At 69.9% G+C, this 14,178-nt stretch carries 14 protein-coding genes; 11 read left to right on the forward strand and 3 right to left on the reverse strand.

Annotated elements, in window-relative coordinates; translation table 11 throughout:
• The first annotated feature begins 17 nt into the window (after nucleotides 1-17).
• Entirely contained in the window at nucleotides 18-413 is a 396-nt protein-coding gene (locus QI633_RS04690; protein WP_139624783.1) for a cold-shock protein, read from the forward strand.
• A 171-nt stretch (nucleotides 414-584) separates the two neighbouring features.
• On the opposite strand, the gene QI633_RS04695 is transcribed toward QI633_RS04690, so the two are convergent.
• Complete coding sequence (locus QI633_RS04695) at nucleotides 585-2,033, reverse strand: MFS transporter (protein WP_282428278.1); 1,449 nt, start codon at nucleotides 2,031-2,033, stop codon at nucleotides 585-587.
• Nucleotides 2,034-2,092: 59 nt separating this feature from the next.
• Here QI633_RS04695 and QI633_RS04700 point away from each other — a divergent pair, with 59 nt between their 5' ends.
• On the forward strand, nucleotides 2,093-2,869 hold the full coding sequence (locus QI633_RS04700; RefSeq protein WP_282428279.1) for a DUF3027 domain-containing protein: 777 nt from the start codon (nucleotides 2,093-2,095) through the stop codon (nucleotides 2,867-2,869).
• A 219-nt stretch (nucleotides 2,870-3,088) separates the two neighbouring features.
• Here QI633_RS04700 and QI633_RS04705 read toward each other — a convergent pair whose 3' ends face one another.
• Entirely contained in the window at nucleotides 3,089-3,715 is a 627-nt protein-coding gene (locus QI633_RS04705) for a class I SAM-dependent methyltransferase (protein ID WP_282428280.1), read from the reverse strand.
• Nucleotides 3,708-4,001, reverse strand: a complete 294-nt coding sequence (locus QI633_RS04710) for a DUF2530 domain-containing protein (RefSeq protein ID WP_282428281.1) — start codon at nucleotides 3,999-4,001, stop codon at nucleotides 3,708-3,710. Before QI633_RS04710 ends, QI633_RS04705 begins: the two co-directional genes overlap by 8 nt.
• Nucleotides 4,002-4,059: 58 nt before the next feature.
• Between QI633_RS04710 and QI633_RS04715 the strand changes: the two genes are divergently transcribed.
• The 9 genes from QI633_RS04715 (at nucleotide 4,060) to QI633_RS04755 (ending at nucleotide 14,163) form a co-directional block, all read left to right on the forward strand.
• Nucleotides 4,060-4,515, forward strand: coding sequence for a MarR family transcriptional regulator (locus tag QI633_RS04715; RefSeq protein WP_260806509.1), 456 nt, complete (start codon nucleotides 4,060-4,062; stop codon nucleotides 4,513-4,515).
• Between the two features lie 36 nt (nucleotides 4,516-4,551).
• Nucleotides 4,552-5,802 (forward strand): MFS transporter, encoded by a 1,251-nt coding sequence (locus QI633_RS04720; RefSeq protein WP_282429283.1) that lies wholly within the window; start codon nucleotides 4,552-4,554, stop codon nucleotides 5,800-5,802.
• A complete protein-coding gene (locus QI633_RS04725) occupies nucleotides 5,799-7,256 on the forward strand; it encodes an NCS2 family permease (RefSeq protein ID WP_282428282.1) in 1,458 nt (485 codons plus the stop codon). The genes QI633_RS04720 and QI633_RS04725 overlap by 4 nt, the downstream gene beginning before the upstream one ends.
• 227 nt (nucleotides 7,257-7,483) lie before the next feature.
• The gene (gene rpsL / locus QI633_RS04730) at nucleotides 7,484-7,858 is read left to right on the forward strand and encodes a 30S ribosomal protein S12 (protein WP_038677267.1); all 375 of its coding nucleotides are present in this window, start codon (nucleotides 7,484-7,486) and stop codon (nucleotides 7,856-7,858) included.
• Nucleotide 7,859: 1 nt separating this feature from the next.
• Nucleotides 7,860-8,330, forward strand: a complete 471-nt coding sequence (gene rpsG, locus QI633_RS04735) for a 30S ribosomal protein S7 (RefSeq protein WP_141800194.1) — start codon at nucleotides 7,860-7,862, stop codon at nucleotides 8,328-8,330.
• A 73-nt stretch (nucleotides 8,331-8,403) separates the two neighbouring features.
• Entirely contained in the window at nucleotides 8,404-10,527 is a 2,124-nt protein-coding gene (gene fusA, locus QI633_RS04740; RefSeq protein ID WP_141800193.1) for an elongation factor G, read from the forward strand.
• Nucleotides 10,528-10,613: 86 nt separating this feature from the next.
• Nucleotides 10,614-11,807: an elongation factor Tu gene (gene tuf, locus QI633_RS04745; RefSeq protein ID WP_141800192.1), complete on the forward strand. Its 1,194-nt coding sequence runs from the start codon at nucleotides 10,614-10,616 to the stop codon at nucleotides 11,805-11,807.
• A 92-nt stretch (nucleotides 11,808-11,899) separates the two neighbouring features.
• Nucleotides 11,900-12,637: a tRNA (guanosine(46)-N7)-methyltransferase TrmB gene (trmB, locus tag QI633_RS04750; protein WP_260806508.1), complete on the forward strand. Its 738-nt coding sequence runs from the start codon at nucleotides 11,900-11,902 to the stop codon at nucleotides 12,635-12,637.
• Nucleotides 12,638-12,831: 194 nt separating this feature from the next.
• On the forward strand, nucleotides 12,832-14,163 hold the full coding sequence (locus QI633_RS04755; RefSeq protein ID WP_141800191.1) for a PhoH family protein: 1,332 nt from the start codon (nucleotides 12,832-12,834) through the stop codon (nucleotides 14,161-14,163).
• Nucleotides 14,164-14,178: the final 15 nt, after the last annotated feature.

Below are 14,178 nucleotides of genomic sequence, written 5' to 3' on the forward strand. Positions count from 1 at the left end.
AGAGGTTGGGCGGACCCGTGCCGACTGGCAAGGTGAAGTGGTACGACGCGGAGAAGGGCTTCGGCTTCCTCTCCCAGCAGGGCGGCGAGGACGTCTACGTCCGCGCCGACGCGCTGCCCGAGGGCGTGACCACGCTCAAGGCAGGCACCCGTGTGGAGTTCGGCATCGCCCAGGGGCGCCGCGGCGAGCAGGCGCTCCAGGTCCGCGTCCTCGACGCGCCCGCCTCGGTCTCGCGCAACCAGCAGCAGGCCAAGCGCAAGAAGCCCGAGGAGATGGTCCCGATCGTCGAGGACCTGATCCGGCTCCTCGACGGCGTCGGCGAGGCGTACCGCCACGGCCGACACCCTGACCGTCGTACGGCGCAGCCCGTGGCCAAGCTGCTGCGCGCGCTCGCCGACGAGCTGGAGTCCTGACCCCGAGGCTGAGCCTGCATTCACCGATTTCCAGCGGCGGAGCGCCTCCATATGGGCGCGCTGGCTGCGTTGCCGACGCTCGACGGACGCCCAGTCCGGCTTCGCGCCGGACGCCTTGCCATCACACCCATCTGGTGACGCTCCACTCGCCACAAATCGGTGAATACAGGCTCAGGCGGCCAGCTTGGGTGCCGGCCGCTGCGGCCTGCTGCGCAGCACGAACACAGCCCACGCCGTCAGCAGCACCGCGGCGAACGCCAGTCCCACCCCGTTGACGGCGGGGTAGGACATCACGACGCCGAGGAAGCCGCCGAACACCCACGCCAGCTGCAGGGTGGTGTCGCCCTTGGCGAAGGCGCTGGCGTGCGCGCGCACCGGGACGTCGCTCTGGATGGTCGAGTCCAGGGACACCTTCGCGAGGTACTGCATCAGGCCGACCGTCAGGCCCAGCGCCACCAGCAGGAGCAGGCCGTAGAACACGGTGGCCAGCACCAGCACCACGATGTCGGCGACCAGCGCGACCACGACCATCACGGCGGGGTTGATCTTGCGGGCGAGCGAGGCGACCACGATCCCTACCGTGTTGCCGAGCCCGGCGGCGCCGATGACCAGGCCGACCAGCAGCGTCGAGCGGGTCTTGCTCTCCCAGCCGTCGAGCGGCTCGGTGGCCAGCACGAACGTCATGAACATGGTCAGGAAGCCCGACAGCAGGCGTGGTCCGCAGTTGGCCCGCAGTGCGAAGGCGACCTTCGGCGGCAACCCCGGACGGCGGCGCGCACCGGCGGCGTCCCGCGGTCCGTCGACCGACTCCTCGCCGGCCGACGAGTCCACCCCGCTCGGGAGCAGGATCGCGGCGACCGTGCCGATCGTGAACACCACGAAGGCGTAGCGGCAGGCCCACTCCGGACCGATCCAGTACGCCGCGCCGGCCAGCGGGCCCGAAACGCAGGCGCCGACCACGCCGGCCAGCGCGACCCGGCCGTTGGCCTTGACCAGGGTGATCTCGCTGGGCAGCAGGCGGGGGACGGCGGCGGCCTTCGCGACGCCGTACGCCTTGGAGGAGACGAGGACGCCGAGCGCGGCGACGTAGAACCAGGGCGACCCGTCGCCCAGCGTCCCGGCCAGCACCCAGCACAGGAACGCGCGCAGCGCGAAGGTCGCGCCGATCGCCCAGCGCCGGCCGTGGCTGAACCGGTCGAGGAAGGGCCCGATCAGTGGCGCCACGATCGCGAACGGGACCATGGTCAGCCCCAGGAACAGCAGCACCGGACCACGCTCGCCGCTGGTCGCGCCGGCGAAGAAGACGGTCCCGGCGAGCGCGATCGCGAACGCCGAGTCTCCGGCCGCGTTGGCGGCGTGCAGCTCGATCAGCCGGTTCAGCCCGGAGCGCTCCGCTCCCTGCGCGCCCGCTGCCTTGCGGGCCTGGCGGAAGGTCGCCCGGCTGGCCCGGCCGGTCACCGAGGCGACCCCTTTGAGCCCCCGCGCCGTCGCCTTCGCGCCGGTGCCGAGGCTGGAGCCGACCGCCCGCATCGAGCCGGTCTCGGTGACCTCGGGGCTCGGTCCGGCCTCGGGGCCCGGCGGGCTGGCCGGTGGGCGCGGGTCCGAACCGTGCGTGCTCACGCCCCTATCTTGCCTGCCCCGACGTGACGATCACCGGTGGCATGGGGGATGCTGTGCCCGTGTCCACCCTGGAGCGCAAGCTGACCGACGCCGCCACCGCCGATGCCGTCGACGCGGCCCGCGCTGCGCTGCTCGAGGAGGTCGACGCCGGCGACGTGGGCGACCACACCGGTCACCAGGTTGACGGACTCCGGGTCGTCACGCACCTGTTCGAGTGCACCCGCAAGGGCTACATCGGCTGGCAGTGGGCGGTGACCCTCACCCGAGCCTCCCGTCAGCGCAAGGTGACCGTCGTCGAGGTCGTGCTGCTGCCCGGCCCCGACGCCATCGTCGCGCCTGCCTGGGTGCCCTACCGCGACCGCCTGCAGCCGGGCGACATGTCGCCCGGCGACCTGTTGCCCGTCTCCGACGACGACCCGCGCCTGGTGCCGACGTACTCCTTCGGTGACGACCCGCTCGACACCGACGAGAAGGCCCAGGTCCGCCAGGTCGCCAAGGACCTCGGCCTCGGCCGGGTCCGGGTGCTCTCGCCCGAGGGCCGCGACGCCGCCGCCGAGCGCTGGTACGACGGCGAGGCCGGCCCCGATGCCCCGATCGCCAAGTCCGCGCCGCACCACTGCTACTCCTGCGGCTTCCTGGTCCGCCTCGGCGGCCCGCTCTCCGAGCTGTTCGGCGTCTGCGCCAACGGTGACGCCAACGACGACGGCCGCGTCGTCGCGCTCCAGCACGGCTGCGGTGGTCATTCCGAGGTGCGCCTCAGCAAGCGGCAGCAGCCGCAGCCGCCCGCCCCGCCGGTGGTCGACACGATCTCGCTGGACGACCTCGAGAAGTTCTGAGCGCCGCCCGCCCTTGTAACTAAGTGTTACAGCGCGAATAGGGGCGCACCAGCACCCGGGTAGTGGCCACACCGCCCAGGTAGATGCTGAACGCCGATCGTGCGTGGGCGAGGGTGCTCGATGCATCTCGGACGCGTCTACCCGGGTGCTGTTGCTACCTCCCGGGCGCTGCTGCACCGGAATTCGTGCTGTAACACTTAGTTACAAGGGCGGTCGGTGTCAGGCCCCGCTGAGAACGGCCACCGAGTAGAGGTCGTCGACCGGGCGCAGGTCGTAACCACCGAACCGGTGCTGCACGACCAGCCCGGCGGCGGCGACGTCGGCCAGGAACTCCTCCGGCGCATAGACGCGCGCGGTCGAGGGTCCCTGCTGCAGGTGGAAGCCGACCAGGATCCGTCCGCCCGGCGCGAGCAGTGAGCCCAGCCGGCGGAGCACGGCGACCTCGGTGTCCTCGGCGACGAAGGTGAGCACGTTGCCGACACAGACGACGAGGTCGTAGGCGAGGGGAGCGCCGGCGGCGGCGAGTGCCTCGGGGGTGAGGGCGAGGATCTCCAGGGGCACGACCGGCAGGTCCGGGAAGGTACGACGCGACTGGGCCACGAGCGCCGGGTCGGGCTCGGCGGCGGTGACGTCGTGCCCGAGGGAGAGCAGGTGGGCGCCGATGCGGCCCATGCCGGAGCCGGCGTCGAGGATGGTCGCACCGCGCTCGACGAGGGTGTCGGCCAGGCGGGCCTCGCCGACCACGTCGGCGCCGTCGGCGATCAGCTCGGCGAACCGCTCGCCGTACCCCACCGTCTTCGCGCCGCCCAGCGCCCACCGGGTGGGCGGCAGGGGAGCCTCAGTCATCGGCGTCGAGGTCCCGCTCGGCGCGGACCTGGCGGCGGCGCTTGCAGTACTCCGAGCCGAGCAGGCCCAGGCCCACGCCGGTCAGGCACATCCACAGCAGCCAGGTGCGCCCGTCCTCCTCGAGGCGGCCGTAGAACGGCAGCAGGCCGACGAAGGCGACGAGGAACAGCACGGTGCCGACCTGGACGGTCCGGACGCCGTCGACGTCGAGCGGCTCGACGGGGGCGATCAGGTAGGTCCGGTTGCCGAACTCGTGCTGGGTCGGCTGGTCGTCACGGAGCTCCACGCCAAGAACTCTACTCCGCGAGGAATGATTACCGAAGGTAATGACTTATGCTAACGACATGCCGACTCTGGAGAAGCACGTGCGCAGCAACGCGGGGCTCGCGACCGAGCTCCGGTTCGCCGTCATGCGCCTACGCCGCCGGCTCGCCCGCGAGCGGCACCCCGACAACGACCTCAGCGTGTCGTCGATGGCGGTGCTCTACGCCCTCAACCGTCACGGCGACCTCGCGGTCGGCGCGCTCGCCGCGCGCGAGCAGGTGCAGCCCCCGAGCATGACCCGCACCGTGACCGCGCTGGCCGACGCCGGCCTGGTCGAGCGGTGCGCCCACCCGAGCGACGGACGACAGGTGGTCGTCCGGATCACCGACGACGGCCGCGCGGTCGTCGCCGCCGACCTCACCCGCCGTGACCGCTGGCTCTCGCGCCGCCTCGAGGACCTGAGCGCCGAGGATCGCGACGTGCTGCGCCGCGCGGCCCCCATCCTGCAGCGCCTCGCCGAGGCCGAGACCGACTGACCCGAAGGAGATCCCACGAGCCCCCGATTCCGCTCCCTGTCCCACCCCAACTACCGGCTCTACTTCGCCGGCAGCCTCGTCTCCAACGTCGGGACGTGGATGCAGCGCGTCGCGCAGGACTGGCTGGTCCTGACCATCCCCGGCAACGGCGGCGCCGCGCTCGGCATCACGACCGGCCTCCAGTTCCTGCCGGTGCTGCTGCTCTCGCCGTACGCCGGGGTGGTGGCCGACCGCATCTCCAAGCGCGTCCTGCTCCAGGTGACGCAGGCGATGATGGCCCTCGCCTCGCTCGCGCTCGGCCTGATCGCGGTGCTCGGTGTCGCCCAGACCTGGCACGTCTACGTCATCGCGTTCGTCTTCGGCATCGGCGCGGCGTTCGACGCCCCCGCCCGGCAGGCCTTCGTCTCCGAGATGGTCGGCGCCGACGACGTGACCAACGCCGTGAGCCTCAACTCCGCCGCGTTCAACGCCGCCCGGCTGATCGGGCCCGGCCTGGCCGGTCTGCTGATCGGCTTCGGCGGGGGTGGGATGCGCGCCACCGGCTGGGTCATCCTCGCCAACGCGCTGTCCTACCTGGCCGTGATCGCCCAGCTGCGCCGGATGGACACCGCGGCCCTCCACTCGCCGCGCCCCGCCGCCCGCACACCCGGGATGCTGCGCGAGGGTGTCGCCTACGTGCGCAGCCAGCCGAAGATGCTGATGATCCTCGTGCTCGTCTTCTTCATCGGCACCTTCGGGATGAACTTCCAGATCACCTCGGCGCTGATGGCCACCGAGGTCTTCGACAAGGGTGCCAAGGAGTACGGCGTGCTCGGCTCGGTGCTCGCGATCGGCTCGCTCACCGGCGCGCTGGTAGCCGCCGGTCGCTCCCAGGTGCGGGTGCGGCTGCTGATGGGGGCGGCCGTCGCGTTCGGAGTGCTCGAGATCGCGGCCGGCCTGGCGCCGACGTACCTCACCTTCGTGCTGCTGTGCCCCCTCCTCGGCTTCTCGGTGATCACCGTCCTCAACTCGTGCAACGCGCTGCTGCAGACCGAGTCCGCGCCGGCGCTGCGCGGACGGGTGATGGCGATCTACATGACCATCGTGATGGGCGGCACGCCCCTCGGCTCGCCGGTCATCGGATGGATCGGCGAGCAGTTCGGAGCCCGGTGGACCCTGGTCGTCGGCGGGGCCCTGGTGCTGGCCGGCGTCGGGCTCGCGGTCGCCGTACGCCGGGCGGCCGTGACACGCCTCCAGCCGACCTCGGGCTCGACCCCCGTCGTGGCTCCTGCGATGCTTCGGCCGTGAACTCGGCCGAATTCCTCGCTCCCGCGAACCCGATCGACCGCTTCTTCCGCATCTCCGAGCGGGGCTCCAGCCTCGGCCAGGAGCTCCGCGGAGGCGTGGTCACGTTCTTCACGATGGCCTACATCGTGGTGCTGAACCCGCTGATCCTCGGGTTCGCGACCGACATCGACGGCAAGTACCTCGGCGGCGGCAGCGCCCCGAACCTCGCCGCGATCGCCGCGGGTACGGCGCTGGTGGCTGGCGTGCTCACCATCTTGATGGGCGTCGTCGCCAACTACCCGCTCGCGCTGGCCACGGGCCTGGGCCTCAACGCCTTCCTCGCGTTCGCGGTCGCCAGCCAGATGACCTGGGCCGACGCGATGGGCCTGGTCGTGATCGAGGGCGTCCTGATCCTGGTCCTCGTCCTCACCGGCTTCCGTACGGCGGTCTTCCGGGCTGTCCCCGCGCAGCTCAAGGTCGCCATCTCGGTCGGCATCGGCCTGTTCATCGCCCTGATCGGCTTCGTCGACGCCGGCGTCGTCAAGCGGATCCCCGACGCCGCCAAGACGACCGTCCCGGTCCAGCTCGGCGCCGACGGCAGCCTGAGCGGGTGGCCGGTCCTGGTCTTCGTGGTCGGGCTGCTGCTGATGCTGGCCCTGTGGGTGCGCAAGGTGCGCGGCGCGATCCTGATCTCGATCGTCGTGATGACCGGGGTCGCGGTGATCGTCGAGGCCATCGGCGACCTCGGTACGTCGGCCGAGAAGGCCGGCGGCTGGGCACTCACCGTCCCCGCCTGGACCGGTGACTTCCACGCACCCGACTTCGGCACCCTGGGCGAGTTCAACCTGCTCGGCTCATGGGACAAGGTCGGCGTGGTCACCGTCCTGCTGCTCGTGTTCTCGCTGATGCTCGCCGACTTCTTCGACACCATGGGCACGATGACCGCCATCGGCGCGGAGGCCAACCTGCTCGACGAGGAGGGCATGCCGCCCCACGCCGACCGGATCCTGGTGGTCGACTCGGTCGCCGCGATCGCGGGCGGCGCGGCCGGCGTCTCCTCGAACACGTCGTACATCGAGTCGGCCTCGGGCGTCGGCGAGGGCGCGCGCACCGGGCTGGCATCGGTGGTCACCGGCCTGCTCTTCCTGGTGACCATCTTCGCCTCGCCGCTGGTCGCGATGATCCCGTCCGAGGCGGCGGTCCCCGCGCTGATCCTGGTCGGCTTCTTGATGATGCAGCAGATCACCGGCATCGCCTGGGACGACGTCGAGATCGCGATCCCGGCCTTCCTGACCATCGTCCTGATGCCGTTCACGTACTCGATCTCGGTCGGCATCGGCGCCGGATTCGTGTCCTACGCGTTCCTCAAGGTGGTCCGCGGCAAGGCTCGCGAGCTGCACCCGCTGCTGTGGGTCGTGGCCGGTCTGTTCGTCGTCTACTTCGCGATCGACCCGATCACCCGCTGGCTGACCTGAGCACCGACTCCGGGAGCGGCCGCTCAGGCGTGCGGTCCGCATTTTGACCCGCCTTCGGGGCGGCCGGTAATCTCGAATCTCGTGTCTGGGGCCACCCGGCACGTCGAGCATGCCCTCAGTCCCCGCCTTCACCGGCGCGGCCCACGGGGGAGCACTCCGCATCAACGCTTCACTCCGAGCCCGGCACCGTGCCGAGCCGTGATCTCAAACCGAAAGGGAACCACCAGGTGCCCACCATCAATCAGTTGGTCCGCAAGGGCCGCCAGGACAAGGTGTCGAAGACCAAGACGCCTGCCCTGAAGGGTTCGCCCCAGCGTCGCGGTGTGTGCACCCGCGTCTACACCACCACCCCCAAGAAGCCGAACTCCGCCCTCCGGAAGGTCGCCCGCGTGCGCCTGTCCAGCGGCGTCGAGGTCACCGCCTACATCCCGGGTGAGGGTCACAACCTGCAGGAGCACTCGATCGTGCTCGTCCGCGGCGGTCGTGTGAAGGACCTGCCCGGTGTTCGCTACAAGGTCATCCGCGGCGCCCTGGACACCCAGGCCGTGAAGAACCGTAAGCAGGCTCGCAGCCGCTACGGCGCCAAGAAGGAGAAGAGCTGACATGCCGCGCAAGGGCCCCGCGCCGAAGCGCCCGATCGACGTCGACCCGGTCTACGGTTCGCAGCTGGTGACCCAGCTGGTGTCGAAGGTGCTCCAGGACGGCAAGAAGCAGGTCGCTCAGCGGATCGTCTACTCCGCTCTCGAGGGCACCCGCGAGAAGACGGGCGTCGACCCGGTCATCACCCTCAAGCGTGCGCTCGACAACGTGCGCCCCGCGCTCGAGGTCAAGTCCCGCCGTGTCGGTGGCGCGACCTACCAGGTCCCGATCGAGGTCAAGGGCAACCGCGGCACCACGCTGTCGCTGCGCTGGCTCGTCGGCTACGCCCAGGAGCGTCGCGAGAAGACCATGGCCGAGCGCCTGCAGAACGAGATCCTCGACGCAGCCAACGGCCTCGGTGCCGCGGTGAAGAAGCGCGAGGACACCCACAAGATGGCCGAGTCCAACAAGGCCTTCGCTCACTACCGCTGGTGACCATCCGTACGGCGGAGCCCCGGCTCCGCCGTACGTCACCTGCTCATCCTCTACTTAAGGAACGCTGACTCACGTGGCAGTCGACATCACGACGGACCTGAACGTCGTCCGCAACATCGGCATCATGGCGCACATCGACGCCGGCAAGACCACCACCACCGAGCGCATCCTGTTCTACACCGGCATCACCTACAAGATCGGTGAGGTCCACGATGGCGGCGCCACCATGGACTGGATGGAGCAGGAGCAGGAGCGCGGCATCACGATCACGTCGGCCGCGACGACCTGCTGGTGGAAGAAGCACCAGATCAACATCATCGACACCCCCGGGCACGTCGACTTCACCGTCGAGGTCGAGCGCTCGCTGCGCGTCCTCGACGGCGCCGTCGCGGTGTTCGACGGTGTCGCCGGCGTGGAGCCCCAGTCGCAGACCGTGTGGCGCCAGGCCAACAAGTACGCCGTCCCGCGGATGTGCTTCGTCAACAAGCTCGACCGGACCGGTGCGGACTTCTACCGCGTCGTCGACTCGATCGTGCAGAAGCTCAACTCCACCCCGCTGATCCTCCAGATCCCGATCGGTGCCGAGGGCGACTTCATCGGCGTCGTCGACCTGGTCGAGATGAACGCCAAGGTGTGGCGCGGCGAGACCCAGCAGGGCGAGGACTACGTCGTCGAGGAGATCCCCGCCGACCTCGCCGACAAGGCCGCGGAGTACCGCGAGAAGCTCGTCGAGACCCTCGCCGAGGCCGACGACGACATCATGGAGGTCTACCTCGAGGACGGCGACACGTTCGACGTGCCGACCCTCAAGGCCGCCATCCGTCGCGCGACCCTGGCCGACAAGGTCAACCCGATCCTCACCGGCACCGCGTTCAAGAACAAGGGCGTGCAGCCCCTGCTCGACGCGATCGTCGACTACCTCCCCTCCCCGCTCGACGTGGACGCCATCGTCGGCCACAAGCCGGGCGCCGAGGAGACCGAGGAGAACGAGGTCGTCCGCAAGCCGTCGAGCGACGAGCCGCTGTCCGCGCTGGCGTTCAAGATCGCCGCTGACCCGCACCTGGGCAAGCTGACCTTCGTCCGCGTCTACTCGGGCAAGCTCGAGGCCGGCGCGACCGTGCTCAACGCGAGCAACGGCCGCAAGGAGCGGATCGGCAAGGTCTACCAGATGCACGCCAACAAGCGTGAGGAGATCGCGTCGGTCGGCGCCGGCCAGATCGTGGCCGTCATGGGCCTCAAGGACACCCGGACCGGTCACACCCTCTCCGACAACGCCAAGCCGGTGGTGCTGGAGTCGATGACCTTCCCGGCCCCGGTGATCTCGGTCGCCATCGAGCCGAAGACCAAGGCCGACCAGGAGAAGCTCGGTGTCGCCATCGGGCGTCTCGCCGAGGAGGACCCGACCTTCGTCGTCAAGACCGACGAGGAGACCGGCCAGACCATCATCTCCGGCATGGGCGAGCTCCACCTGGAGATCCTCGTCGACCGGATGAAGCGCGAGTTCAAGGTCGAGGCGACCGTCGGCAAGCCGCAGGTCGCCTACCGCGAGACCATCCGCGGCACCGTCTCGAACCACAGCTACACGCACAAGAAGCAGACCGGTGGCTCGGGCCAGTTCGCGAAGATCGTCATCTCGATCGGCCCGAACATCGACCCCGAGACCGGCCTCGGTGCGGGCTACGAGTTCGCGAACAACGTCACCGGTGGTCGCGTCCCGCGCGAGTACATCCCGTCGGTCGACAACGGCGCTCAGGAGGCCATGGAGTTCGGTGTCCTCGCCGGCTACCCGATGGTCGACGTGAAGGTCGCCCTCGAGGACGGCGCCTACCACGACGTCGACTCCTCCGAGCTCGCGTTCAAGATCGCCGGCATCCAGGCGTTCAAGGAGGCGGCCCGCCAGGCGAAGCCGGTCCTCCTCGAGCCCGTGTTCGCCGTCGAGGTGACCACCCCCGAGGACTTCCTCGGCACGGTCATCGGTGACATCAACAGCCGTCGCGGTCAGATCCGCGCGCAGGAGGAGCGTCACGGCGACATCGTCGTCAGCGCCCTCGTGCCGCTGTCCGAGATGTTCGGGTACGTTGGCGACCTGAGGTCCAAGACCTCCGGTCAGGCGTCGTACTCGATGGAGTTCGACTCGTACGCCGAGGTTCCCACGAACATCGCCGACGAGATCATCAAGAAGGCGCGCGGCGAGTAGTCCCCAACCGGGACTGCTCCATGCAGACCCTCGGCGCACCACCCCTTTAGTACGAGTCAAGTAACAACACACCAGGAGGAGCCCCAGTGGCTAAGGCGAAGTTCGAGCGGACCAAGCCGCACGTCAACATCGGCACGATCGGTCACATCGACCACGGCAAGACCACGCTGACGGCGGCCATTTCGAAGGTCCTGCACGACGCGTACCCGGACCTCAACGAGGCCTCGCCGTTCGACCAGATCGACAAGGCTCCCGAGGAGCGCCAGCGCGGCATCACGATCTCGATCGCGCACATCGAGTACCAGACCGAGGCGCGCCACTACGCGCACGTCGACTGCCCCGGTCACGCGGACTACATCAAGAACATGATCACCGGTGCCGCCCAGATGGACGGCGCGATCCTGGTGGTCGCCGCGACCGACGGCCCGATGCCGCAGACCCGTGAGCACGTGCTGCTCGCCCGCCAGGTCGGCGTCCCCGCCCTGGTCGTCGCGCTCAACAAGTGCGACATGGTCGACGACGACGAGCTCATCGAGCTCGTCGAGATGGAGGTGCGCGAGCTCCTCTCCGAGTACGAGTACCCGGGCGACGACGTCCCGGTCGTGCGCGTTGCTGCCTTCCCGGCGCTCAACGGCGACGAGAAGTGGGGCCAGTCGGTCCTCGAGCTCATGTCGGCCGTCGACGAGTACATCCCGCAGCCCGAGCGTGAGGTCGACAAGCCCTTCCTCATGCCCGTCGAGGACGTCTTCACGATCACCGGTCGTGGCACCGTCATCACCGGTCGTATCGAGCGCGGCATCGTCAAGGTCAACGAGGAGGTCGAGATCATCGGCATCCGCGAGGGCTCGCAGAAGACCACCGTCACCGGTGTCGAGATGTTCCGCAAGCTGCTCGACGAGGGCCAGGCCGGTGAGAACGTCGGTCTGCTCCTGCGCGGCACCAAGCGCGAGGACGTCGAGCGCGGCATGGTCGTGGTGAAGCCGGGTACCACCACCCCGCACACCAACTTCGAGGCCAGCGTCTACATCCTCTCGAAGGAGGAGGGCGGCCGTCACACGCCGTTCTTCAACAACTACCGTCCGCAGTTCTACTTCCGGACCACCGACGTGACCGGCGTCGTGACCCTTCCCGAGGGCACCGAGATGGTCATGCCGGGCGACAACACGGACATGACGGTCGAGCTGATCCAGCCGATCGCCATGGACGAGGGTCTGAAGTTCGCGATCCGTGAGGGTGGCCGCACCGTCGGCGCCGGCCGGGTCACGAAGATCACCAAGTGATCTGACCTGCTTCGGGGAGACCCCCTGCTGCTTCGGCAGCAGGGGGTCTCCTGCATTTCGGGGCAGGGACGCCCAGCCGGGAGAATGGGCCGGTGGCTGAGCAAGACAACGGGGGAGTACGGCCGGCGCGGCCCCATCACAAGCAGACCGAGGACGGTCGGCGGATGCGCGAGGTGCTCACCTACACCCGCCGCGGCAGCCGGTTCACGCCGAAGCAGCAGGCTGCCTGGGACACGTACGCCGAGCAGTGGGTGATCCCCGACGAGGCGGTCGACGACCCGGACTTCTCCTGGGCGCGGTGGTTCGGCCGCGAGGCCCCGCTGGTCGTCGAGATCGGCGGCGGCGTCGGCGAGGCCACCGCGGAGCTGGCCGCGACCCGGCCCGAGGCCAACGTCCTCGCCCTCGAGGTCTGGCGCCCCGGTGTCGCCGAGGGCCTCGGCCGGGTGGGCGAGGCGGGTGTCACCAACGTCCGGTTCAGCAGCGTCGACGCGGTCTGGACCCTCGAGCACCTGGTCGCTCCCGGCTCGATCAGCGAGCTGTGGACCTTCTTCCCCGACCCGTGGCACAAGACCCGCCACCACAAGCGGCGCCTGGTCAACCCGGAGTACGCCGCGATGATCGCCTCCCGGCTCGCGCCGGGCGGCCTGTGGCGCCTGGCGACCGACTGGGCCGACTACGCCGAGCAGATGGTCGAGGTGCTCGACGCCGAGCCGGCGCTCGAGGGCGGCGTGGTCGAGCGCTGGGCCGAGCGGCCGGTGACGAAGTTCGAGCGCAAGGGCATCGCGAAGGACCGCGTGATCACCGACCTGACGTACCGGCGCGTCACCTGACATTAACGCAGCGGTAGCGGCGTGGCGCGCGAATCGGCTCCCTGCCCGGCGTACTTTCCGAGGCAGTGGCAGGTGGGGAAGCCGGCCACATCGGGAGGCCCGACGTGAACCATCACGACTGCGCAGCCCGGTCCGTCCACAAGGAATAGGGCCGGGGCGGCCCTAGCGGCGCGTGCGGTCCGGTGAGGTGAGTCGTGGAAACCAGTCACGATGGGGCACAGAGCATCGCGCAGCGCCGTACGTACGTCCTCGACACCAGCGTGCTGCTGGCCGACCCCGGCGCCCTGCGCCGGTTCGCCGAGCACGAGGTGGTCCTCCCGGTGGTCGTCATCACCGAGCTCGAGGGCAAGCGGCACCACCCCGAGCTGGGCTACTTCGCCCGCAGCGCGCTGCGGATGCTGGACGAGATGCGGGTCAGCCACGGCCGGCTCGACACGCCCGTTCCGGTGGGGGACGAGGGCGGCAGCGTCCGGGTGGAGCTCAACCACACCGATGCGTCCTCGCTGCCGTCGGGCTTCCGCCTCGGCGACAACGACACGCGCATCCTCGCGGTCGCCCGCAACCTCGCCGACGAGGGACACGACGTCACCCTGGTCTCCAAGGACCTCCCGATGCGGATCAAGGCCTCGGCCGTGGGCCTCGCGGCCGAGGAGTACCGCGGCGAGACGATCAGCGACTCCGACACCGGCTACTCCGGCATGACCGAGATGGAGGTGAGCGGCGCGGACCTCGACGAGCTGTACGACGACGCCACCCTCGACCTCGCCGACGCCCGTGAGCTGCCCTGCCACACCGGCCTGGTGCTGCTCTCCGAGCGCGGCACCGCGCTGGGCCGGGTGGGGCCGGACAAGCAGGTGCACCTGGTCCGCGGCGACCGCGAGGCCTTCGGCATCCACGGCCGCAGCGCCGAGCAGCGGGTGGCCCTCGACCTGCTCCTCGACCCCGACGTCGGCATCGTGTCGCTCGGCGGACGCGCGGGCACAGGCAAGTCGGCGCTCGCCCTGTGCGCGGGACTCGAGGCGGTGATGGAGCGCCAGCAGCACAAGAAGGTGGTCGTCTTCCGGCCGCTGTTCGCCGTGGGCGGCCAGGAGCTCGGCTACCTGCCGGGCTCGGAGTCGGAGAAGATGTCGCCCTGGGCACAAGCCGTGTTCGACACGCTCGGCGCGCTGACCTCCCGCGACGTGGTCGACGAGATCCTGGACCGCGGCATGCTCGAGGTGCTGCCGCTGACCCACATCCGCGGCCGGTCGCTGCACGACTCGTTCGTGATCGTCGACGAGGCACAGTCGCTCGAGCGCAACGTCCTGCTCACCGTGCTCTCGCGCATCGGCGCCAACTCGAAGGTCGTGCTCACCCACGACGTCGCCCAGCGCGACAACCTGCGGGTGGGCCGCCACGACGGGGTGGTCGCGGTCGTCGAGAAGCTCAAGGGACACCCGCTCTTCGCCCACGTCACCCTCACCCGGTCCGAGCGCTCGCCGATCGCGGCGCTGGTGACCGAGATGCTCGAGAACGTCGTGGTGTAACGAACCCGGAGGAGG

The organism is Nocardioides sp. QY071, assembly GCF_029961765.1.
Lineage (GTDB): Bacteria > Actinomycetota > Actinomycetes > Propionibacteriales > Nocardioidaceae > Nocardioides.